Origin of the sequence: Paraburkholderia sp. CNPSo 3272, from assembly GCF_024206495.1 — a bacterium.
GTDB lineage: Bacteria > Pseudomonadota > Gammaproteobacteria > Burkholderiales > Burkholderiaceae > Paraburkholderia.
The window spans coordinates 313,795-334,445 of sequence record NZ_JAMBPQ010000006.1; the positions used below are offsets into that span (position 1 = coordinate 313,795).

Below are 20,651 nucleotides of genomic sequence, written 5' to 3' on the forward strand. Positions count from 1 at the left end.
GCACACGGAGCCGCGGGTCATCGTGTTTCTTCTTTTGCATCCGATGAATATTGAGTGCTAATGCGAACGATAATGATTATCGATAATGTGAATGATTATTGCAGAAAACCGGTCTGGCGGCCTAGACGGCCCCTCCCTCCTGCGCCGCGGCACTGCCGCCGAGATACGTGGCGCGCACGCGGCTGTCGTCGGCCAGCTCATGGGCCGAACCCGCGAGCGCCACGCGGCCGCCTTCCAGCACATAGGCGCGGTTTGCGATGCGCAGCGCCTGGCGCGCGTTCTGCTCCACGAGCAGCACCGCCGTGCCCGCGTGGCTGATGCGCGCGATCACTTCGAAGATCGCGCGCACGAGCTTGGGCGCGAGCCCCATGGAAGGCTCATCGAGCAGCACGAGTTTGGGCTTGAGCATGAGCGCGCGCGCAATCGCGAGCATCTGCTGCTCGCCGCCGCTCAGCGTCCCGGCAAGCTGGTCCTTGCGCTCGCGCAGCCGGCTGAATGTTTCGTATGCCTGAGCAATGCCCTGATCGAGCGCGCCGGCATCGCGCCGCAACAGGTAGCCGCCCAGGCGCAGGTTCTCCTCGACCGTCAACCCGCCGAAAATACGGCGCCCCTCCGGCACGTGCCCGATCCCGAGCGCGACGATGCGATGCGACGGCAGCCCGACGAGCGCCTGCCCCTCGAACCCGATGCTGCCGCCGCGCGGACGCAGCAGCCCGGAGATGGTGCGCAGCGTCGTGGTCTTGCCCGCGCCGTTGGCCCCCAGCAGCGCGACGATCTCACCTGGCTCGACATCGAGCGAAACGCCGTGCAGCGCTTCGATGTTGCCGTAGTTCACGCGCAGGTCGCGAACGTCGAGGAGCTTGCCACTCGCGTCTACCCCCATAGCGACTTCTCCCCGTCCGTGGCGTCGGGTCCGTCGTCTTCCTCGGCCGTGCCCAGGTAGGCGTCGATCACTACCGGGTCGTTCTGGATCTGCACGGGCGTGCCCTGAGCGATGATCTCGCCATGATCCATCACGATGATGCGGTCGGACACGCCCATCACGAGCGCCATGTCGTGTTCGATCAGCAGCACGGTCACGCCCAGGTCGCGGATGCGGCGGATCTGCGCCATCAACGCGTGCTTTTCGGTTGGGTTCATGCCGGCGGCGGGTTCGTCGAGCAGCAACAGGCGTGGCTGGCTCGCCAGCGCGCGGGCGATTTCCAGCCTGCGCTGATCGCCATAGGGGAGGTCCGAGGCATATTCGCTCGCGCGCGCGCCGAGCCCCACCAGATCGAGCCAGCGCTGCCCGAGCGCGCCATGCTCGGCGGCTTCGGCGCGCGCGGCGCGCGTGCCGACGAGTTCCGCGACGAGCGCCGTGTGCAGGCGATGATCCATGCCGATCAGCACGTTCTCGAACGCGCTCATATGGTTGAACAGGCGGATGCCCTGAAACGTGCGCGCGATGCCGCGATGCACGTTGCGATGGGGCGCACCGCCGCCAAGCGGCTCGCCGCGCCAGACGAGGCGGCCGCCGCTCGGGCGGATCACGCCCGTCAGGCAGTTGAACACCGTGGTCTTGCCCGCGCCGTTCGGGCCGATCAACGCGAGAATCTCGCCGCTGCGCACCTGGAATGTGATGCCGCCGATCGCGCGCACGCCGCCAAAGCGGCGTTCGAGGTCATGCACCTCGAGCAGCGTCTCGCGCGCGGCGGCGGCTTCGAGGCCGCCGCTATCGGCGAGGGAAACGGCCGTCTCGCTTTCCTTGCCCGCCGCTTCCGCCGCTTCCGCTTCGTGCGCCACCGTCTCTTCCTCGGGCCGCGGCGCGGCGCGCCTCACGCGCGCGGGCCACAGTCCTTGCGGGCGCAACAACATGAGCACGACTAGCGCCACGGCAAAGCCGAAAATGCGCCACAGGTTCAAAAAGCGCAGCATTTCCGGCAGCCCCGCGACGATCAGCGCGCCGAGTATCACGCCGGGAATGCTGCCGCGTCCGCCCATCACGACGACGATGAGGATCGTCACCGACTGCAAGTACGTGAACGCGGTGGGGTCGATCGTGCCGAAGCGCGCGGCGAACAGACTGCCCGCGAGGCCGCCGATCAGCGCGCCGATCACATACGCGAGCATCTTCACGCGCAAGGTCGCAACACCCACCGCCTCGGCGGCAGCTTCGTCCTCGCGGATGCTGGTCCACGCGCGCCCGAGCCGCGAGCGTCCGAGCCGCACGGCGAACACCAGCACGACGATGAAGAACGCCATGCCCAGCACATACACCGAGCGCGGCGAGCTGAACTCGAAGCCGAACAGGTTCGGCGGCTCGATGCCGTAAATGCCGTTCGGGCCGCCGGTAATGTCGAGATTGGTGGCGACGATGCGCGTGATCTCGCCAAAGCCGAGCGTGACGATGGCGAGATAGTCGCTACGCAGGCGCAGCGTGGGATAGCCGATCACGACACCGGAAGCGCCCGCGAACACCAGGCTGAACGGCAGCGTCGCCCAGAACGAGAAGTGCAGCAGCGTTTCGAGCAGCGCCGTGGTATAGGCGCCGATGGCGAAAAACGCCGCGTAGCCGAGGTCGAGCAACCCGGCATAACCCACGACGATGTTCAACCCGAGGCCCAGAATCGCGTAGGTGATGATGGTGAGCCCGACGTCGACGATATAGCCGCTCGCGAACTTGGGCAGCGCGATCGCCAACGCGATCAGCACGCCGGAAACGACCCATGAGGTGTCCGTGGCCCGCGCGCGCATGTCTCACATCCTCTCGACCACGCGTTCACCGAACAGCCCGGTGGGCTTCACCACGAGCACGGCGATCAGCACACCGAACACGAACACGTCGGTCCACTGGGAGGATACATACCCCGCGCCGAACGCCTCCAGCAAGCCGATCAGGAAGCCGCCCACCATCGCCCCCGGAATATTGCCGATGCCGCCGAGCACGGCCGCCGTGAACGCGCGCAGCCCGAGCACGAAGCCCATGAAGAAGTTGATCTGCGTGTAGAAGAGCCCTTCCATGACGCCCGCGACCGCGGCGAGCGCCGAGCCGATGAAAAACGTGAGCTGGATGAGCCGCTCGACGTCGATGCCCATGAGCCGCGCCGCATCCTGGTCGATGGCGAGCGCGCGCATGGCCGTGCCGACAAACGTATGGTGTACGAACAAATACAGCGCGATCATCAGCGCGAAGCTGGCCGCGATTATGCCGAGCTGCGCAAACGTGATATGCACTTGCGCAACGTCGAAGCCGGTATGCGTGAGCAGGTGCGGGTACGTGCGAAATCCCGCTCCGTAGGCGATCAGCACGCCGTTCTCCAGCAGTAGCGATACGGCTAGCGCCGTAATGAGAATGGACAGGCGCGGCGCGCGCAGCAAGGGCTGATAGGCCACGCGCGCGATCGCCACGCCGAGCACGCCGGTCGCGAGCATGGCCGCCGCGAAGGCCACGAACAGCGCGAGCACGAGCGGCAGGCGAGCGGCCGCGAGCGCGGAGAGCGCGGTCCAGCCCACGAACGCGCCCACCATGAAGAGATCCCCGTGTGCGAAGTTGATGAGCCGGATGATGCCGTAGACCATCGTGTAGCCGAGGGCGACGAGCGCGTAGAACGAGCCGATCGTCAGCCCCTCGATGACGAACTGGAAAAAGGTGCTCATGAGCGGCCCAGCGCGCCTACTTCATTGCCACCCACTTGCCGCTGGCATCCTGGCGTTGGTAAGGCTCGAACTGATCGTTATGCACGACGACCGTGATGTACACGGCGCGGCTGCGGTCGCCCTTCGGATTGAAGCCGATCGTCCCCGTGGCGCCCTGGTAGTCCGTGATCTTGTGCAGCGCGGCGCTGATGTCGGCGGGTTTTGCCGACTTGCCGTCGGCGATGGCCTTGGCGGTCACGCCCACGGCGTCGTACTCGTACACCGAGTACGGCCCCGGCCCCTGGCCATAGGACTTGTTGTACTGATCGAGGTAGTCGTGCGCGCCTGGCAGAAACTGCGCGAGCGGCGCAGTCGTGATGATCATGCCGTCAGCGGCCGGTCCTGCCGTCTTCATGAGCGTGGGGTCATTGGTGCCGTCGCCGCCCATGAAGGTCATCTTCAGACCCACCTGGCGCGCTTCCTTCACGAGCAGACCCGCTTCGGAGAAATAACCCGTGTAGTAAATCACGTCCGGCTTGAGCGAGGAAACCTTGGTGAGCGTGGGCGAATAATCCATCTGGCCCGGCGTGATCGAGTCCGCATACACCACGTCCACGCCCATCTTCTTGAGCGATTCCACGGTGTTCTGCGCGAGACCCTTGGCATAGGTCGTGTTGTCGTCGATCACCGCCGCGCGCTTCGCGTGCAGCGAATTCTTGATGAAGCTCGCCGCGAACGGCCCTTGCTCGTCGTCACGGCCGATCGTGCGGAACACGTTGTCGTAGCCCATTTCCGTGAGCTTCGGATTGGTCGAGGCATCGAGCACGTAGGGAATGCCGGCGCGGTGGAAGGCGGTCAACTCGGGCAGTGCCGCGCTCGAGCAGTAGCCGCCCGCCACGGCAACCACGCCCGCGTCCACGAGCTTCTGCGCGGCCTGTACCGCCGTTTGCGCGTCGCACGCGTCGTCTTCGGGCACGAGTTCGATCTGCTTGCCGAGCACGCCACCCGCCGCGTTGATCCTGGCGGCCGCGAGCTTGGCGCCGTTCAGGATATCCGTGCCCGCTGCGGCGCTGCTGCCCGAAAGCGGCACCGGCACGCCGATTTTGATGGTCTGCGCTTGTGCGAGTCCAGGCGCTAGCGCGGCGAGCGAAAAGAGCGTGAGCGCGAGGGTTGCATGCAGCGCGCCATTGTTCTGAGGATTCATATGAGCGGCTCCTGAGCGTGGACCCGACCGGGCGATGCCGCAACGCAGGCGAGCCCGCGCGGTCAGTTAGCGAAACGAAATAATTCGTTCGGTGCGATGCCCTGCAGGTCTTGCTCGCTCATGGCGCGCAGCTTGCATGGGTACCGGCGCATAACGACTTATCCATGATAGATGCATGCCATCATTTAGCTGCTATAGGGTATGCGCGTATACAAATTGCGTGCGCTCGCGCCAGCGTGAAGGTACTTTGTATACAGGCACGGAGGGGCGCGGATGAAGACCATCGTACTGGGCGGCGGCATCGCAGGCGTCACGAGCGCGTATTACCTTGCGCGCGACGGCCGCGATGTCACCGTTATCGAGCGACGCCCAGGCGTTGCGCTCGAAACCAGTTTCGCCAACGCGGGGCTCGTCGCGCCGGGCCATTCCTACACGTGGGCCTCGCCCCGTGCCCCGAAAATCCTGCTCAAATCGCTCTTCGTCGAGGGCCAGGCGCTGCGCCTGCGCCTGAGGGCCGATCCGCACATGTGGGCATGGTGCGCGCAATTCCTGCTCAACTGCACCGAGGCGCGCTCGCGCGAGAACACCTCGCGCAAGGTGCGGCTGTGCCGCTATTCGCAGCACCAGCTGCAGGAGGTCACGGCGCGCGAGCAACTCGAATACGACCTCATCAGCCGCGGCCTGCTCTATCTCTATCGCGACGCCGCCTCGTTCGAGCGCGGCCGCGCCCACATGTCGATCCTCGTGGAAAACGGATTGCCGCTCGAAACGCTCGACGCCGCCGCCGTCGCGGCACGCGAGCCCGCGCTCGCCCACGCGCGCGAGCGCATCGCGGGCGCGATCTACTGCCCCAGCGACGCAAGCGGCGACGCGCATCGCTTCACGCGTGGGCTCAAGGACGTTTGCGAACGTATGGGTGTGCGCTTCGTGTTCGACGCCCCGATCGAGGCCATCGAATCCGCCGGCGATCGCATTGCCGGGGTGCGCACTAGCGCGGGCATGATCCAGGGCGACGACTACGTGCTAGCACTCGGCTCCTGGTCGCCGATCCTCGCGCGGCCGCTCGGCTACCGCATCGCGGTCTATCCTGTGAAGGGCTATTCGGCCACGTTCCCCTGCGGACCCGGACACCGCCCGCCCGAGATGGGTGGCGTGGACGAGAATCACCTCGTGGCATGGGCGCGGTTTGGCGCGCGCCTGCGCTTCACGGCCACCGCGGATTTCGCGGGCTACGACACGCGCCACACGGCCGCCGATTTCACTTCCATGATGCAGGCGGCGCGCGAACTCTTTCCCCAGGGCGCCGATTACACGCAGCCGGCCTACTGGGCCGGACTACGCCCGATGACACCGGAGGGCACGCCGCTGATCGGCCGTACGCGCCATCGCAACCTCTTTCTGAATACGGGTCACGGACACATGGGCTGGACCATGTCGTGCGGCACCGCAAAACTGCTCGCCGACATCATGGCCGGGCGCGAGCCCGAACTCGACATGACGGGATTGACGCTGAGATGACCGCTACCGCGCCGCTGCAAAATCACGAGGATGCCTACACAAAGCTCGACTTCGCGCTCGACGGCGGCATTGCCCGCCGCGCCGCGATCGGCCTCGTCGTGCTGGCCACCGATCACACGATCGAGTACGAATGGCGCCATCTGTTGCGCCAGCCGGGCGTTGCGTTCTACGAGAGCCGGCTCGAGAATTCGCCGGACATCACACCGCCGCGCCTCGCGGAAATCGAGGCACGCATCGCGCCCGCGGTGAGCCTCATACTGCCTGGCGAGCGTCTCGACGTGGTGGCGTTCGGCTGCACGTCGGCTTCGATGGTAATAGGCGAAGAGAAGGTCGCGGCGCGCATCCGCGAGGCGCGACCCGATATTGCCTGCACCACGCCGATCACGGCCGCGCTCGCCGCGCTCAAAGCGCTCGAGGTCCGCCGCGTGGCGCTGCTGACGCCCTACGTGCGCACCATCAACAACTTCATGCGCGATTACATCGAGGCGCGCGGCGTGGCCGTCACGCGCATGGCTTCGTTCGAGCATGCGGACGATAACGAGGTGGCGCGCATCGATGAGAATTCGATTCGCAGTGCGATAGAAACGCTGGCACGCCACGACGATGCCGATGCGGTGTTCGTGTCGTGCACCAGCCTGCGCGTGGCCGCGCTCGTGCCTCAGATCGAAGCGCAGACCGGCAAGCCGGTGCTGTCGAGCAACTACGCGATGGCGTGGCACGCGCTGCGGCTCGCGGGGGTGCAGGATAGCGAGCCGCAGCTGGGGCGCCTGTTGGCGCGGCAGTGCCAGTGACCTTCAATGCGTAACGCGATGATCGGTCAACTCCGCGAACATCAGCTGATGAAATCAGGCGTAGACAGGCTTGCCAGCCAGCGCGCTGCGAATCGCACCGCCGAGATCGCCGGCGGCGAACTTTGCCACATAGCCGCTCGCGCCTGCATTCTTCACGTGCGCTTCATTCGCGGTGCCGGTGAGCGATGAATGGATCACCACCGGAATATCCACGGTGCGCGGGTCCGCCTTGATCTTGCGCGTCAGCGTGAAACCATCCATTTCCGGCATTTCGAGGTCGGTGAGCACGAGCGCAATGCGATCCTTCGCGCGCACGCCCTCGCGCTCCGCGCTCGTCGCAATCGCGTCGAGCTGCTTCCACGCTTCGAGGCCCGTCTTCGCCATCGTGTATTCTACGCCGAGCGCCTTGAGGCTCTGGCCGATCAGCTCGCGCGCGAAACCCGAGTCGTCGGCGGCCAGCACCTTCGCGCCCGGCGGAATCATCGCGGGCTCGCCCACGTCTTCCTGCACGACCGCGCCGTGCTGCGCCGGGAACACGTCGCGCAGCACCTGCTCCACGTCCACCACCTGCACGAGCTTCTTGCTCTCCGGGTCGTTCTCGAGCCGTGCGATGCTAGTCACGCGGTTGCCCATCGTGACGTCGGCGGTCAGCACCTGGCTCCATTCGAGCCGCACGATCTCGTCGACACTTTCGAGCGCGAAGCCCTGGGTGGAGCGCGCGAATTCGGTCACGAGCAGGATGTTCCGGCCCGTGGCCGGCTCGCAGCCCATGAGCCGCGGCAGGTCGATCACGGGCATCACCTGGCCGCGGATGTTCGCCGCGCCCAGCACGTAGGGCGACGACGCCGCAATCGGCGTGATCGCCGGCATGCTCAGGATTTCCCGTACCTTGAAAACGTTGATGCCGAAGACTTCGCCAACCTCGCTGCCCGGCGCCGCGCCGAGACGGAAAAGCAGCAGCTCGAACTGGTTCGTGCTCGTCAGGCGGGTTCGTTCGTCGATTGCGAAGCCGCTATCCATGATTCTCTCGTGTCCTTTACGTGTGGCGCGATGCGTCCCGCATCCGCTCCCTGCCAACGTCTACGGCCTGGCGCAAGAAATCTTGAGCCTGCCGCTCCCGCACGACCGTGCCGGATCAGGACGCGCTCACACGCTTACACGCTCACACGCTCACGCGCCCTCGCTCACGCGCCCGGCGGCATGCTCGCGCAGCAGCGCCGCGCAGGCCTGGGCGCTCACCGGTTTGCCGAACAGGTAGCCCTGCTGCCGCTCGCAGTGCAGCGAGCGCAGAAACGACGCCTGCTCGGGCGTCTCCACGCCTTCCGCGGTCACACGCATGCCGAGCGAATGCGCCATCGCCACGACGGCCTGGGTAATCGCCACCGAGTCGCGGTTGTCGGGCAGACCCGCCACGAACGTGCGATCGACCTTCAGGTGGTGCAGCGGAAAACGCTTCAGATACGAAAGCGACGAATAGCCGGTGCCGAAGTCGTCCACCGAAATGCGCACGCCAATATCGTTCAGCGCGTGCAGGAGAGGCAGCACGCTCTGGCTGTCGCTCATCAGAATGCCTTCGGTAATCTCCACTTCGAGGGCGCCGGGCGCGAGCCCCGTGCGGGCGAGGCACCCCTGCACCTCATCGACCAGCCCGTCCGCGATCTGGCGCGGCGAGAAGTTGACCGCCATGACGAAGTCGGGCGCGAAGAGGCGCCGCCACTGTGCGGCCTGGCGGCAAGCGTGCTCGAGCACCCACTGGCCGATCGGGATGATCATGCCAGTGTCCTCGGCCACGGGGATGAACTCGACCGGCGAGACCTGGCCCAGTTCCTCGCTGTGCCAGCGCAGCAGGGCCTCCGCGCCGATCATGCGGCCGCTTTCGCCATCCACGATCGGCTGATAGACGAGGCCTAGTTCGCCCGAAGCGAGCGCGCGGCGCAGCCCCCGCTCGATCTGGAAGCGGCGCTGCAGGCGCTGGCGCAGTTCGGTCGTGAAGAACTGGAACTGGTTGGTGCCGCGCTGCTTGGCCGCGTACATGGCCGAGTCGGCGTTGCGCATGAGTGCGGCGGCGCTGCGGCCATCGTCGGGATACACGCTGATGCCGATCGAGGCGCCCAGGTAGTACTCGTTGCCCGCCACCGCGAATGGCGCGGCAATCGCGCCGAGGACGCGCTGCGCGAGCGCGACGAGTTCGTCCGCGCTCTCATAGCAGCACACCGCAATCACGAATTCGTCGCCGCCCACGCGCGCGAGCGTGTCTCCCTCGCTCACGCAGCCGGTGAGGCGCCGCCCCACGTCGAGCAGCAGCGAGTCGCCGGCTTCGTGGCCGCCCGTGTCGTTGACCTTCTTGAAGCCGTCGAGATCGACGAAGAGGAGCGCGGGCTTTGCCGAACACGTGGCCCGCTCCAGCATCGCATGCATGCGCTCGGCGAGGAAGGTGCGGTTGTACAGGCCGGTGAGCGCGTCGCGCGTGGCGAGATAGCGCAATTGCTGCTGCGCCTCGCGCACGGGTCCGATGTCCGTGAACGAGACCACCACGGAAATCGGCTCGCTTTCGCCGGGCCGGAAGATCGGCAGCACGTTCTCGCTCACCCAGACGGTCTCGCCATCCGCGAGTTCGAGGCCGACCGTCTCCCCGAGTACCGCCTCGCCCGTTTCGAGCGCCTTCATGCTGGGGCGCTTCGAGGTGGGCAGGGGCTTGCCGCTTTCATCGAGCACGCGCGGAATCATCTTCATGATGCTCAGGCCGATGGCGTCCTCGGGCAGGCGCAAGAGACGACGCGCGCTGCGGTTGCAGGCGAGCACGGTGTCGTCGCGGGCCTGCATCACGATGCCTTCGTTGAGGTGGTCCACCACGAGGCGATGGTGCTCCTCGCTGAGCGCGAGACGCTCGGCAATGGTCTGCTGGTTGAGCATGGCCGCGACGCTGCGGGCGATGTCGCACAGCAGCGCCTCCTCGGCCGCACTGGGCCGCCAGGGCCGGCTCTGGTACACGGCGAGCGCGCCCAGCACGCCGCTGTGGTCGCCGTCGAGCGGCGTGGACCAGACCGCGCGCACGCCGCTGTCGAGCGCGATGCGGCGGTATTCGCCCCACTCGTGCGCGAGTTCGAAGTCGTCGACGCAAATCGTGCGCCGTTCGAAGATTGCAGTGCCGGACGGGCTCGTGCCGGGACCGACCGGCGTGCCGTCGAACGCGGCGTGATACTGCGCCGGCAAGTTCGGCGCGCTGCCAATGCGCAGGCGCTGGCCGTCGGCATCGAGTTGCAGGACCGCGCAGTTCGCGCCCGCGCCCAGCAGCCGACCAGCGCGGCAGCAGACCTCCGCCAGCAGTTCCGGCAGCGGCATGCTGCGCGACACCAGCCGCAATACGCTGCGCTCCTGTGCGAGCGCTTCATCGGCGCCGGTGGATGCCCCGCCCGGTTCCTTCGACACCTCCGACTGACCGCCCCGTGATCCCGCTGCGCCGAACGCTGCCGCCGCTTGGGAATAGACCATACCTTCTTCCCCTCTTGTTGCCGCGGCGCGTGCAGTGCAAGTAACGTCCGCGGCCGGCTCGATCTCTAGTGTGGTGCGCGGCAAACCGCCCGCTGTGAGGCGAGCGACTACGCCGCCCCTGCATTAACGGCAAGGGCGGCGCGATCTTGAAGCTTGGGAGGGAAAGGCGCGGGGCCGGCGGCGAGCCGGATAACAGGGCGCGGACGAGTAGGCGCGCCAGGTGGACGGGGAGGCGCGGCGCATGGGTGGTCGCGAGGGTAAACGCCTACACGTGCCGGCACGCAGCAGAAACTGCCTTACGCCTGGCTCTTTTCGCTGCCTTCGCCGCTGCCGTCCTTGTGGAACACGCGCTTGGTTGCGCGCTTCGTGGCCTCGTAGCCTTCGCGCGACGCATGCGCGATGCCGTGGCCCACTGTCTTCGCCGCGTGCGCGGTGGCGTGGCCGAAGTCGCGTGCGGCGTGGCCGGTTTTCGTGGCCGCTTCCTTCGAGTCGTACTTGATGTTCTCCTTCACTTCGTGAAGGTCGGCGTGCGCCATCGAACTGGCCATGCCCAGCACGAGCGCGGCAAGTATGAACCGTTTGGATTTCATCATCGGGCTCCCTTTTGTATTGTCATCGAATGACGGCGGACGCGTCGAGCATGACTGCCGCGCGTCCCGTAAGCAGCACGCGGCCCTCGCCGCGCACTGTAAAACCATAGAGTATCGTGTTGCCGCCGCCGCTCACACGTTCGGCTTCGATCGCGAGCGGCGCGGCGAGCGTGTCGAGGCGCTCGGCATGCGCCGCCACGCTGCGCACGCTCGCAAGAAAACCCACGCGCGGGCGGCCCGCCGCCGCGCCATCGAGTGCACCGAGCAACGCGCCATGCACCGCCATGGCTTGTGCCGCGTACTCCACGCCACACACCGCCGCAAGGCGACCGCGCGAGCGCAACGGGTTATGCGGATCGCGATGGCTCGTCGCCACGCAGCGGATATGCGTTTCGTCCCACCCCTGTACGGCGTCGAGCAGGCACATCGCTCCGCTGTGCGGGATGCGCGCCGCGATCCATGCGCGGTCGAGCGGTGCGCTCGGCGCGGCGTTCGCGATCACGTCCGCAAGCGTAGCCGGCAAGGTAGCTTGCATCGTCATGCACCCGCTGCAGAGGCGTCCAGGGGCGCAACGTCGATTTGCACGCGCAGCTCCGGCATGTAGTCGATGACCACGCTCGCAGGCTGGCCGGACGCGTCCATGCGCGCGAGCGCTTCGAGTAGCGGCAGCACGCGCGCGGCGGGATTGTTCGTGCGCAGCGCTTCGAGTTCGGGCGAGGCGAGCGGGGTCGCGAGCGCTTCGGTGAGCGTCACGTCGAGGCGGGCGAGCGTCGCCGCGCTCGCCTGCGGCGCGAGCACGAGCGCGACGCCGAATGCATCGGCCACGGGACGCAGCGCGTGCAGCGGCTCGGGATAGTCGGCGTCGTAGGCGATCAGCAAGGTGGGCACGCCATCCACCGCCACCTGGCACGCGCTTTCGAGCAGCCCCGCTGCGAAACTGCCGTCATGCGCGCATAGCACGTTCGATGCGGCCCGGTCGCGCGTCGCGATGCTCCAGTAGCCAGCGGGCGCGTTATGCACCGAGTTGTGAAAACGCGTGGGCGAAAGCAGGCGGTCGTCGCCAGCAAGCGCGTCGCAGATTATGTGGCAGTTCTGACCATCTCCACCCGAGGCCGCGAACACGGCGGCGAGCGTCGTCGCGTCGCGGCCGCTCGCTGCGACGGCTTCGTGGCCCACGGCGAGCGCGGTCTTGACGACGGCCCCGGTACGGCGGCGCTCTGCGGCCGGCAGCCCTTCCGGCGGCGGCAGCACGGTGCGTGCGCTCGCGTAGGGCGTGCGCGCGGCGAGCACGTCGGCCGCCTGGGGCCAGTTGGCGAGACCCGGGCCGATCACGCCGACGCTTTCGATGAATGCGGAAAGTTTCATGGCAGTCATCCGTGATGTGCGCGGTCCGCGCGGCCGAACAGGAGGCTGCAGTTCGTGCCGCCAAAACCGAATGAGTTGCTGAGCGCCGCGCCGACTTGCGCCTCGCGGCTTTCCAGCACGTAGTCGAGGCCGAGCGCGGCGTCGGGCTGCGTGGTGTTGACGCCGGCGGGCACGAAGCGATGGCGCAGAGCCAGCGCCGCGATCACGGCTTCGAGCGCGCCCGCCGCGCCGAGGGTATGCCCCGTCGCGCCCTTGGTCGAACTGCACGGCGTGCGCTCGAACAGTGCGTTGACCGCGCGGCTTTCGGCGACGTCGTTGCTCGGCGTGGCCGTGCCATGTAGATTGATGTAGCCGATTTCGCTTGCGGCCACGCCCGCGGTGGAAAGCGCCTGCGCCATCGCGGCGCGCGCGCCGAGCCCATCGGGATGCGGCGACGACATGTGGTGCGCGTCGCTCGATTCGCCCACGCCGAGCAGCAGGATGGCGTCGTCGTCCAGCGTGTCGGGCGTGCGCTCGAGGAAGGCGAACGCGGCGGCCTCGCCGATCGAAATGCCGTTGCGGTTGATGTCGAACGGTCGGCACGGATCGCGCGAAAGCAGTTCGAGCGAGTTGAAACCGTACAGCGTCGTCAGGCAGAGCGAATCGACGCCGCCCACCACGGCCGCATCGATCAGCCCCGCTTCGATCATGCGGCGCGCGGAGCCGAACACCTTCGCGCCCGAAGAACAGGCCGAAGAAATCGACGTGGCCGGCCCGCGCAAGCCGAAGTACGCGCGCACGAACGAAGCCAGCGCGAACGGGTTGTGCGTCTGCGCGTAATGAAAGCCCGGCCTGAGCGCGCCGCTTTCCAGGTCGCGCTGCCGGTAGGCGTTTTCGGTTTCGAGAATGCCCGAGGTGCTGGTGCCGACGAACACGCCCACGCGCTCAGCGCCATAGCGCGCGACGGCGGCCTGAATGTGTTCGGCAAAACCGTCCTGGGTGAAGCCGATCTGCGCGAGACGGTGGTTGCGGCACGCGTAGTCCGCCAAATCGGCGCGCAGCGTCTCGTTCTCGAGGCCCGCCACTTCGCCTATCCATGTATCGAGGTCCGCGCGCGCGAAGTCGCAGCGCGCGAGGCCGCCCCGCTCGCTGCGCAGCGCGTCGAGCGTCGCGTCGAGCCCGCGCCCGAGGCAGCTGGTAGCGGTGAAATGCGAAAGGATCAGTGGTTTCACGTCAGTCGTTCCGTTGGCGCAGCGGTGGAATCAGGGTTGACCGGCTTCGCCGTCGAGGCACGCGCGCAGTGTGGTCCACTGCAGCTGGCGTTCGGCGGCGGCGCGCAGGAGCGGCGGCAGCACGTCGAGCACGAGCGGCTTGCCGCGCGCGTCGCGCGCCGCGTGGCCGTCGTGCACGAGCAGGATATCGCGCGCAGCGAGGCCATCGAGCAGGCGGTGCGTGACCGTGCCGGCCTCTTTCGCGCAGGTGTCGAAGCCGCGCCGCGTCCAGCTCGCGAGGTGCAGGCCGAGGCCGCACAGCACCGGCTCGAGGAACGGATTGCGCAGGCCCGCCGGTGCGCGGAAAAAGCGCGGCGGCGTCCCTGCGATTTCGGTCAGCGTGCGCTGCGCCGCCTCGATCTCGCGCTTCATCACGCGCGGCCCCGAGAGCGAAAACGTATGCCGATGGCTCTGGCTATGGTTCTCGACGGCATGGCCGCGCGCCGCGATCGCTTCGACCAGATGCGGGTAGTCTTCCGCCAGTTCGCCGATGCAGAAGAACGTTGCGCGTGCATCGAAACGGTCCAGCAGATCGAGCACGCGCGGAGTCACTTCGGGGTCCGGACCATCGTCGATGGTGAGCGCGATGCGCTGCCCCGCGTGTTCGGGCAGGCGCGTCCAGTTCGGGCCGAGCAACGCGCAGCGCGGCCACAGGCCCGCGGCGATGAGCGCGAGATGCGACGCCACAACGCTGCCCGCGGCCCACGGCCACGCGTGCGGCTGCGCGACCACGGCGGCGGCGGCCGCCGCATGCAGCGCCGCCGCGCCGCCAATGAACGGCGACGGCTTCCAGCGGCGCGCCGTGGCGGACGCGGGCGTCACACGCGCAGCGGGCAACGAAGCCGAGTTCATGCGCGGCCTCCGTGCGGGTGGGTCATCTGTGCGCGTTCGGTGCGCGGGCGCGCCGGCCGCTGCTGCTCTGGGGTATCGGCGGCCACGCGCGCCTCGGCGCTGCTGCGTACGAGGGGCGGCGCGAGAATCGCCGCGAATACGAGCGCGAGCATCGCGCCCGGCCCAACCGTCAGCCCGAACGTTTCGAGCAGCGGCACATGAGACAGCGAGAGCAGCCCGAAGCCCGCTACCGTCGCGAGATTGGCGACGAGCAGCGAGACGAGCGTGCGCGGCGCGATGCCCGCTTCGTCGTCGCGCTTGCAGAAGAAGAGCGCATAGTTCGAACCCACCGCGACGATGAGCAGCATGCCGACGAGGTGCAGGATGGTGAGCGACACGCCCGCCAGCGCGAATCCCGCCGCCACGACCAGCACCGCCGCGACGAGCGGCGCGAGCGCACGCGCCGCGCGCGCGAAGGAGCGCAGCGCGAACGCCAGCAGCACGACGATGACGACGAAACCCGCGAGCGACAGACGAATGTCTTCGTGCACGTAGTCGACGTACATTCGGTCGGCTTCGGCCTTCATATCGACGAACAGCGCGCCCGGCACGTTCGCGCGGGCGACGGCGTCGCTTACCAGGCTGGCGTCGAGGCTCGGCGTATTCACGGCCTGCGCGGCCTGTGCGTTTTGTGAATGGCGCGGCGCGCGCAAGGCGAGCATGGCGCTCCACTGGCCGTCGCGCTGGGTCAGGAGCGCATCGACGGCGAGCGCCATCGACGTGCCCTTGAGATCCGCGCGCGTGACGAGCGGCGCCTTGCGCGCCGCCTCGACGTCGGCGAGGAACGGCGTGAAGGCGTCAGGCCTCACGTCCACCGGCTGGTTCCTGATCGCCTCCTGCAGGCGCACCGCGAGCACGTCCTTGCCGGGCAGGCTCGCGAGGCGCGCACGCTGGGTGGCGTCGCTCGGCAGGTAGCGCGCGGGGCTCTCGAAGCCACCCAGCACGCCACGCTCGACGAGCGGCTGCAACTGCGCGCCGACTTTCTCCGCGCCCTCGAGCGCGGCCTGCTCGCTCGCGGCCGGAATCACCACGAGATAGCGCACGTCGGGCGCGCCCACGTCCGCGCGCAAGCGTGTGTCGAGCGCCTGGCTCGCGGCGGGCACGGGGCTCAAGGAGGCAAGCTCGCGGCTCCAGAGATCGTCGCGATGCAGCCAGAGCGACGCCAGCGCGGCGAGCACGAGCGCCGCGAGCGGCCAGCGCAGGCGCGGCGCGGCATGCGCCAGGCGCGCGAGCGCCGCCCCGATGCGCGACACGTCGCGAATCGCGACTGCGCCGCCGCTCAGTTGCGGCAGCACGAAACGCGTGACAAGCGCGGCGCTCACGAGGCCCGCGATCGAATACAGCCCGAGTTGCACGAGGCCGGGGAAGCCCGAGAACAGCATCGTCGCGAAGCCGCACACCGAGGTCAGTACGCCAAGGCGGACGGTCGGCCAGTAAGCGGCGAGCCATGCGCGCATCGTCTCGCGGCCCTGCGGTCCACCGCGGGGGCCGTCCTGCGACGACTGCACGAACAGATAGATCGAGTAGTCCACCGCCTCGCCCATCAGTGTCGTGCCGAAGCCGAGCGTCAAGCCATGCACCGTGCCGAACACGAGCGAAACCGTGGCAATGCCCGCCGCCACGCCCGAGAACACCGGCAAGAGCCCGAGCCCAAGCGTGCGCGGCGAACGGTACAGCGTGAGCAGCAGTGCGACGATCAGCACGAGGCTCAGCGCGGAGAGGCGTTCCACGTCGTGGCGAATCGCGTCGCGCGTGGCGACCCCGAACACGCCCGGCCCCGTCAGCGATACCTGGTAGGCCGAAGCATTTGGCAAGGTGCGCGTGGCGGCGGCAAAGGCGGCGCGCACGGCGTCGATGGCGTGGGACTGGGCGTCGGTATCGGAGCCGGCGGCCGCCGTTTGCGCCACGAGCACGGCGCGCCGGCCGTCGCGCGAGGCCCAGACGCCGCCGCGGCTCGCAGGCTGCGCCGCGCTATCGAGCTGGCCGACCATCGCCGCCACTTCGCCCGTCGGGTCGCGCGGCAGCAGGTCCTTGGCAACGAGGCCCGCCGACGAAGTCAGCAGATCGAGGCTCTCGCCCAGCGCCTCGTGCAGCCCCTGTTCCGTGAAGTGTTGCGGCGTGACCGCGGGGCTCAGCACATAGCGGTGCGCGAACATGAACTGCTCGTCGCGCGCGTCGTTCTGGCCCGAGCCGTTGTGAATTGCCACGAATTGCGGGTCGGCGCGCAAGCTCGCCGCCACGCGGCGCGAAAGCTCCGCGCGCGTACTCTCGTAGCCGCCGTCGATGCCGATCAGAATGAGCCGGGAGGCCAGACCGTCGCGCAGTTGATCGACGAGCACTTGCTGCGTGGGGCTCGGCGAGCGCGGCAGAAACGCCGAGAGATCGGCGGTGAAGTTCGCGCGCCCGATCGCCACCGCGCACGCGACGAGGCACAGCAGCCACACCGCAACGGCGCGGCGCTGCACGAGCGCGAAGCCGCGCGCAAGGACCGGATGGGCGCGCGGGTCCATCAGTTCGCGTCCGCGGAAAGGGCGTGCAGGCGCATCACCGAATGATCGCCGTCTGCCTGCTGGATCGCGACGCTGCGCATCGCGTCGCGCGTGCCGTCTATCGTGATCGTGTTCACCACCTTGCGCATGCGCGAGTCGAGCGGCGTGAGCGTGAGCGTCCAGTCGTCGCCCTCGCCCGTGAGCGCGACTTTGTACACCTGCTCCAGCGCGAAGCGGTTGCCCGCGAGCGTCGCACGGATGCTCTCGATGAACGCGCCCAGCTCCGGATAGCGCGCGAGCGCCAGCGTGTATTTGTGGTTCTCGCGCTGCACGGTGAGCATGTCGCCGTCCACCACGAGGTGCTCGGGCTTCGGGTTCTGCGTGATCTTTTCCAGATGATCGGGCGCGACGAACACGAGTTCGCCCGACGACTCGACGGGCTGCGTGGCGATCGAGAGGTACTTCGTCTCGGTGAAGCTCGCGCGGCCGGACTTGCGCTGCGCGAGCGTGGACATCAGGCGGTCGAGCGTCCAGGCGGGCTGCGCGCTTTCGGCGGCCTGTGCCGGCACGGCAGGCGCGGCCGCCGTCATGACGGAAGCGGCGATGAAAGCAGCGCTCGCCAGCGCACGCAGGCTGCGCGCGCGCAAGGTTGCGCAACGGCGGTTCGCGCTCATGCGTCGGTCACCTCGTGCACGGGAAGCTCGGCATGGGGGCGCGCCTCGCGGCGGCGCAGCGGGGCCGGCGCCGGCGCCGCAGTTGCCGATGCCGGTGCGCCAACCATCGCGCCTTGCCTGCCGCCCTGCCAGAAGTCGTAGTAGTTGAACCAGTTGTACGGCGCCATGCGGCAATAACGGTCGAGCAGCGTAACGTAACGCACGAGCGCCGCGTCGATGGCGCGCTGGCGCGACTCGCGCGGCACATCGGTGAAGTCCGCCAGCGTTTCGAAGTGCACGTCGTAGCGATTGCCGCCGCGATACAGGCCCGTCATGAAGAGCACCGGGCGTTTGAGCATCGCGGCCATGTAGAGCGGCCCGAGCGGGAACGCCGCCGGCTCGCCGAGAAACGCCATGCGGCGCATGGTGGCGGCGTCGCCGGCGAGCAGCGTGCGGTCCGCGAGCATACCGACCATGCAGTTCTGGTCGAGACGCTCGTGCACCTTCAGCATCGAGCCGACCTGGCCGAGCCCTATCACTTCGGGCTTCGCCGCGGGATTCACGGCAGCGAGCGTCGCATTGATCTTCTGCGCGTTCTCTTCGTACATCGTCACCACCACGCGCAGGTCGGGCCGCGTGCGGCCGAGCGCACGCACGATCTCAAAGCTGCCGAGGTGCGCGCCCATCAGGAACACGCCGCGCCCCTTGGCGAGCGTCTCGTCCACGAGCGTATGGCCGTGCGGGCGGATATCGAACATGTCGAAGCGCGCGTTCGCCAGATAGATGCGGTCGTGGATCGTCGAGGCGAACGTGAACACGTGGCGGTACACGTCGCGCCAGTTCGCGGGACGGCCCAGCACGCGGCGCAGGTAGTCGCGCGAGGACGCGCACGCGCGCGGCGAAAACAGCACGAAATACAGCGCGATCAAATGCAGCAGCACGCGGCCCGCGCGGCGGCCGAGGCGCAGCGAGAGCCACGTCATGATGCGCAGGAGCAGCGTGTTGCTGCGCTCCTGCTGGTTCGCCCAGTCGGTGCGCTTCGTCATGGCTGCGCTCCGTTTTTTTCGTCGCTGATGACGCCGCTCGCGACATCGCGCGCGCCCGCGCGCAGCGTGAAGCGGATCGCGCCGCTCGCCGCCGCGTCCCAGGCGAGGTCCAGCGTTTCACCGGGCGCGGCCGGGCTCAGAAATTTCGCGGTGCTGAGCTTGAACGTGGTGAACGGCCGGTTCAGCGCGTCGCCGATCGCGTCGATGGCGTGATCGAGCAGCACGACGCCGGGCACGATCGGGTGTCCCGGGAAGTGGCCAGGCAGCGCGGGATGATCGGCGGGAATCGTGAACGAAAGCGCGGACGCCGGTTTGGCCAAAGCATCGCCCGCTTTCTGCGCGGCCGGCGCGAGGCCGCCGCGCATCTGCCGCGCGACGAACGCCGCGAGCACGTCATGCGGCAGCTTGCCGGTGTCGTTGCGCGGCAGGGAATCGACGAACAGGAGCGGACGCGGCAGAAACGCGCGATCGATGCGCTCGCGCAGCGCGCGCTGCAGATCGGCGAGCGCAAGCGTCGGCGCGACCACGAGCGCGACGAGACGCTGCACGACGTCGTGGCCCGTGCGCGCATCGTGCTCCAGGTGCGCGGGCATGAAGAACACACCGTCCACCACGCCCGGAATCGCGTTGAGCTGATGGTTGAGGTAGGCGAGCGAGGTCCGCTTGCCCGCGATGTTGACGAGGTCCGCCTTGCGCCCGTGCAGCAGGAAACGCTGCGCGTCGAGCAGTTCGATGGCGTCGCCCATCGGCACCGGCTCTTCCACGTGGCCGCCCGATACCCACATCGTCGGGCCTTCGTCGTCCTGGGCCGCGCTTTCGCGCGCTTCGAAGCGAATCTTCGGGAACAGCTGCCACGTTGCGCCCTTCGCGGTGCGGCGCGTCGCGATCTGGCCGGTTTCGGTGCTGCCGTAAATTTCGACGAGGGGCGCCCTCAGGCGCGTTTCCGCTTCGAGCGCGAGCTTTTCCGAGAGCGGCGCGGTGGCGGAGAGGACCAGCTCGGCCGCCGGTAGCGCGTGATCGGTGGCGAGCAGCGCGCGCAGATGGATCGGCGAAGTCACGAGCACGCGCGGGTGCGGCACGGCTTCGAGTTCGTCGCGGATATCGACGGGATAGAACGGCAGCCGGTTGCTGAACGCGAAGCCGCCGATCAGCGGGAGCAGCACGGTCACTTCGAAGCCGTACATGTGCTGCGGCGGCACGGTGCCGACGATGGTGCAGTCGGGCGCGGCCAGCAGGCCGTGCCGCTCGGCCGACGCGCGCACGCCGGCCACCAGCACGCCCCACGTCTTGGGATGCGGCACCGGCGCGCCGGTGGAGCCCGAGGTGAACACGTAGGCCACGACGCGCGAAGCGTCGATCCGCGGGACGACGAAGGGCGCGTGCTCGTCTGCTTCCTGCGGGGCTTCGGGATACGCGAAACGCGGCAGGTCGATAGCGCAATCGGGCGCGTCGTGGAGGCAGAACGCATCGGGGGCGAACGAGGCGAGCTGGCGCACCGTCTCCGGCGTCTGCGTGGACGGCAGCAGGCTGATGCGGCCGGACACGAACGCCGCGCACAGGCCCACCGTGAAGCGGTAGCGGTCGCGGCAGACGTTGAACACGTGGCCGCCCGCCGGCAGCGCCGCGGCCACACGCGTGACATCGGCGAGGAACGCGCGGACCGTGACAGGCGCACCGTCGCGCCAGGCAATGACCTGGTCGGGCGACGTATGAAAAACGAGCGGATGAGTCTGCATAACTTCAGTCA

The 20,651-nt window shown here is 68.2% G+C and carries 17 protein-coding genes; 2 read left to right on the forward strand and 15 right to left on the reverse strand.

Annotated features, from left to right (window positions below):
- Positions 1-121: 121 nt before the first annotated feature.
- Genes M3I53_RS10895 through M3I53_RS10910 form a run of 4 tightly spaced genes read right to left on the reverse strand, consistent with a single transcriptional unit; the run spans position 122 to position 4,819 of the window.
- Positions 122-883, reverse strand: a complete 762-nt coding sequence (locus M3I53_RS10895; protein WP_254315947.1) for an ABC transporter ATP-binding protein — start codon at positions 881-883, stop codon at positions 122-124.
- Complete coding sequence (locus tag M3I53_RS10900) at positions 874-2,733, reverse strand: ATP-binding cassette domain-containing protein (protein ID WP_254315948.1); 1,860 nt, start codon at positions 2,731-2,733, stop codon at positions 874-876. Before M3I53_RS10900 ends, M3I53_RS10895 begins: the two co-directional genes overlap by 10 nt.
- 3 nt (positions 2,734-2,736) lie before the next feature.
- On the reverse strand, positions 2,737-3,636 hold the full coding sequence (locus M3I53_RS10905) for a branched-chain amino acid ABC transporter permease (RefSeq protein WP_254315949.1): 900 nt from the start codon (positions 3,634-3,636) through the stop codon (positions 2,737-2,739).
- 16 nt (positions 3,637-3,652) lie between these two features.
- A complete protein-coding gene (locus M3I53_RS10910; RefSeq protein ID WP_254315950.1) occupies positions 3,653-4,819 on the reverse strand; it encodes a branched-chain amino acid ABC transporter substrate-binding protein in 1,167 nt (388 codons plus the stop codon).
- Between the two features lie 273 nt (positions 4,820-5,092).
- Between M3I53_RS10910 and M3I53_RS10915 the strand changes: the two genes are divergently transcribed.
- Both M3I53_RS10915 and M3I53_RS10920 read left to right on the forward strand, forming a co-directional pair.
- Positions 5,093-6,337 carry a D-amino acid dehydrogenase gene (locus tag M3I53_RS10915; protein ID WP_254315951.1) on the forward strand — a complete coding sequence of 415 codons (1,245 nt, stop codon included), beginning with the start codon at positions 5,093-5,095 and terminating at the stop codon, positions 6,335-6,337.
- Entirely contained in the window at positions 6,334-7,128 is a 795-nt protein-coding gene (locus tag M3I53_RS10920; RefSeq protein WP_254315952.1) for an aspartate/glutamate racemase family protein, read from the forward strand. The genes M3I53_RS10915 and M3I53_RS10920 overlap by 4 nt, the downstream gene beginning before the upstream one ends.
- Positions 7,129-7,182: 54 nt before the next feature.
- Here the strand turns inward: M3I53_RS10920 and M3I53_RS10925 are convergent, their stop codons facing one another.
- From M3I53_RS10925 to M3I53_RS10975, 11 genes are all read right to left on the reverse strand, one after another.
- Positions 7,183-8,148 (reverse strand): chemotaxis protein, encoded by a 966-nt coding sequence (locus M3I53_RS10925; protein ID WP_254315953.1) that lies wholly within the window; start codon positions 8,146-8,148, stop codon positions 7,183-7,185.
- 150 nt (positions 8,149-8,298) lie between these two features.
- Positions 8,299-10,620, reverse strand: coding sequence for a bifunctional diguanylate cyclase/phosphodiesterase (locus M3I53_RS10930; RefSeq protein WP_254315954.1), 2,322 nt, complete (start codon positions 10,618-10,620; stop codon positions 8,299-8,301).
- Between the two features lie 296 nt (positions 10,621-10,916).
- A complete protein-coding gene (locus M3I53_RS10935) occupies positions 10,917-11,210 on the reverse strand; it encodes a hypothetical protein (RefSeq protein ID WP_254315977.1) in 294 nt (97 codons plus the stop codon).
- Between the two features lie 22 nt (positions 11,211-11,232).
- A complete protein-coding gene (locus M3I53_RS10940) occupies positions 11,233-11,745 on the reverse strand; it encodes a hotdog family protein (RefSeq protein WP_254315978.1) in 513 nt (170 codons plus the stop codon).
- 2 nt (positions 11,746-11,747) lie between these two features.
- Positions 11,748-12,575 (reverse strand): beta-ketoacyl synthase chain length factor, encoded by an 828-nt coding sequence (locus tag M3I53_RS10945; protein ID WP_254315955.1) that lies wholly within the window; start codon positions 12,573-12,575, stop codon positions 11,748-11,750.
- Between the two features lie 5 nt (positions 12,576-12,580).
- Entirely contained in the window at positions 12,581-13,786 is a 1,206-nt protein-coding gene (locus tag M3I53_RS10950) for a beta-ketoacyl-[acyl-carrier-protein] synthase family protein (RefSeq protein WP_254315956.1), read from the reverse strand.
- Positions 13,787-13,816: 30 nt separating this feature from the next.
- Positions 13,817-14,677 carry a polysaccharide deacetylase family protein gene (locus M3I53_RS10955; protein ID WP_254315957.1) on the reverse strand — a complete coding sequence of 287 codons (861 nt, stop codon included), beginning with the start codon at positions 14,675-14,677 and terminating at the stop codon, positions 13,817-13,819.
- Positions 14,674-17,226: an MMPL family transporter gene (locus M3I53_RS10960; RefSeq protein WP_254315958.1), complete on the reverse strand. Its 2,553-nt coding sequence runs from the start codon at positions 17,224-17,226 to the stop codon at positions 14,674-14,676. The genes M3I53_RS10955 and M3I53_RS10960 overlap by 4 nt, the downstream gene beginning before the upstream one ends.
- Positions 17,226-17,879 (reverse strand): outer membrane lipoprotein carrier protein LolA, encoded by a 654-nt coding sequence (locus M3I53_RS10965; protein WP_375542494.1) that lies wholly within the window; start codon positions 17,877-17,879, stop codon positions 17,226-17,228. The genes M3I53_RS10960 and M3I53_RS10965 overlap by 1 nt, the downstream gene beginning before the upstream one ends.
- Positions 17,876-18,904, reverse strand: a complete 1,029-nt coding sequence (locus M3I53_RS10970) for an acyl-CoA synthetase (protein ID WP_254315959.1) — start codon at positions 18,902-18,904, stop codon at positions 17,876-17,878. The genes M3I53_RS10965 and M3I53_RS10970 overlap by 4 nt, the downstream gene beginning before the upstream one ends.
- Positions 18,901-20,640, reverse strand: coding sequence for an AMP-binding protein (locus M3I53_RS10975; RefSeq protein WP_254315980.1), 1,740 nt, complete (start codon positions 20,638-20,640; stop codon positions 18,901-18,903). The genes M3I53_RS10970 and M3I53_RS10975 overlap by 4 nt, the downstream gene beginning before the upstream one ends.
- Positions 20,641-20,651 lie beyond the last annotated feature (11 nt).

Excerpts from the sequence above, each read along its gene's own strand:
- M3I53_RS10975 (WP_254315980.1), bottom strand. The coding sequence starts at position 20,640 with ATGCAGACTCATCCGCTCGTTTTTCATACGTCGCCCGACCAGGTCATT.
- M3I53_RS10945 (WP_254315955.1), bottom strand. The coding sequence starts at position 12,575 with ATGAAACTTTCCGCATTCATCGAAAGCGTCGGCGTGATCGGCCCGGGT.
- M3I53_RS10955 (WP_254315957.1), bottom strand. The coding sequence starts at position 14,677 with ATGAACTCGGCTTCGTTGCCCGCTGCGCGTGTGACGCCCGCGTCCGCC.
- M3I53_RS10905 (WP_254315949.1), bottom strand. The coding sequence starts at position 3,636 with ATGAGCACCTTTTTCCAGTTCGTCATCGAGGGGCTGACGATCGGCTCG.
- M3I53_RS10915 (WP_254315951.1), top strand. The coding sequence starts at position 5,093 with ATGAAGACCATCGTACTGGGCGGCGGCATCGCAGGCGTCACGAGCGCG.
- M3I53_RS10925 (WP_254315953.1), bottom strand. The coding sequence starts at position 8,148 with ATGGATAGCGGCTTCGCAATCGACGAACGAACCCGCCTGACGAGCACG.
- M3I53_RS10895 (WP_254315947.1), bottom strand. The coding sequence starts at position 883 with ATGGGGGTAGACGCGAGTGGCAAGCTCCTCGACGTTCGCGACCTGCGC.
- M3I53_RS10960 (WP_254315958.1), bottom strand. The coding sequence starts at position 17,226 with ATGGACCCGCGCGCCCATCCGGTCCTTGCGCGCGGCTTCGCGCTCGTG.
- M3I53_RS10900 (WP_254315948.1), bottom strand. The coding sequence starts at position 2,733 with ATGCGCGCGCGGGCCACGGACACCTCATGGGTCGTTTCCGGCGTGCTG.
- M3I53_RS10910 (WP_254315950.1), bottom strand. The coding sequence starts at position 4,819 with ATGAATCCTCAGAACAATGGCGCGCTGCATGCAACCCTCGCGCTCACG.
- M3I53_RS10970 (WP_254315959.1), bottom strand. The coding sequence starts at position 18,904 with ATGACGAAGCGCACCGACTGGGCGAACCAGCAGGAGCGCAGCAACACG.
- M3I53_RS10930 (WP_254315954.1), bottom strand. The coding sequence starts at position 10,620 with ATGGTCTATTCCCAAGCGGCGGCAGCGTTCGGCGCAGCGGGATCACGG.
- M3I53_RS10920 (WP_254315952.1), top strand. The coding sequence starts at position 6,334 with ATGACCGCTACCGCGCCGCTGCAAAATCACGAGGATGCCTACACAAAG.
- M3I53_RS10935 (WP_254315977.1), bottom strand. The coding sequence starts at position 11,210 with ATGAAATCCAAACGGTTCATACTTGCCGCGCTCGTGCTGGGCATGGCC.
- M3I53_RS10940 (WP_254315978.1), bottom strand. The coding sequence starts at position 11,745 with ATGCAAGCTACCTTGCCGGCTACGCTTGCGGACGTGATCGCGAACGCC.
- M3I53_RS10965 (WP_375542494.1), bottom strand. The coding sequence starts at position 17,879 with ATGAGCGCGAACCGCCGTTGCGCAACCTTGCGCGCGCGCAGCCTGCGT.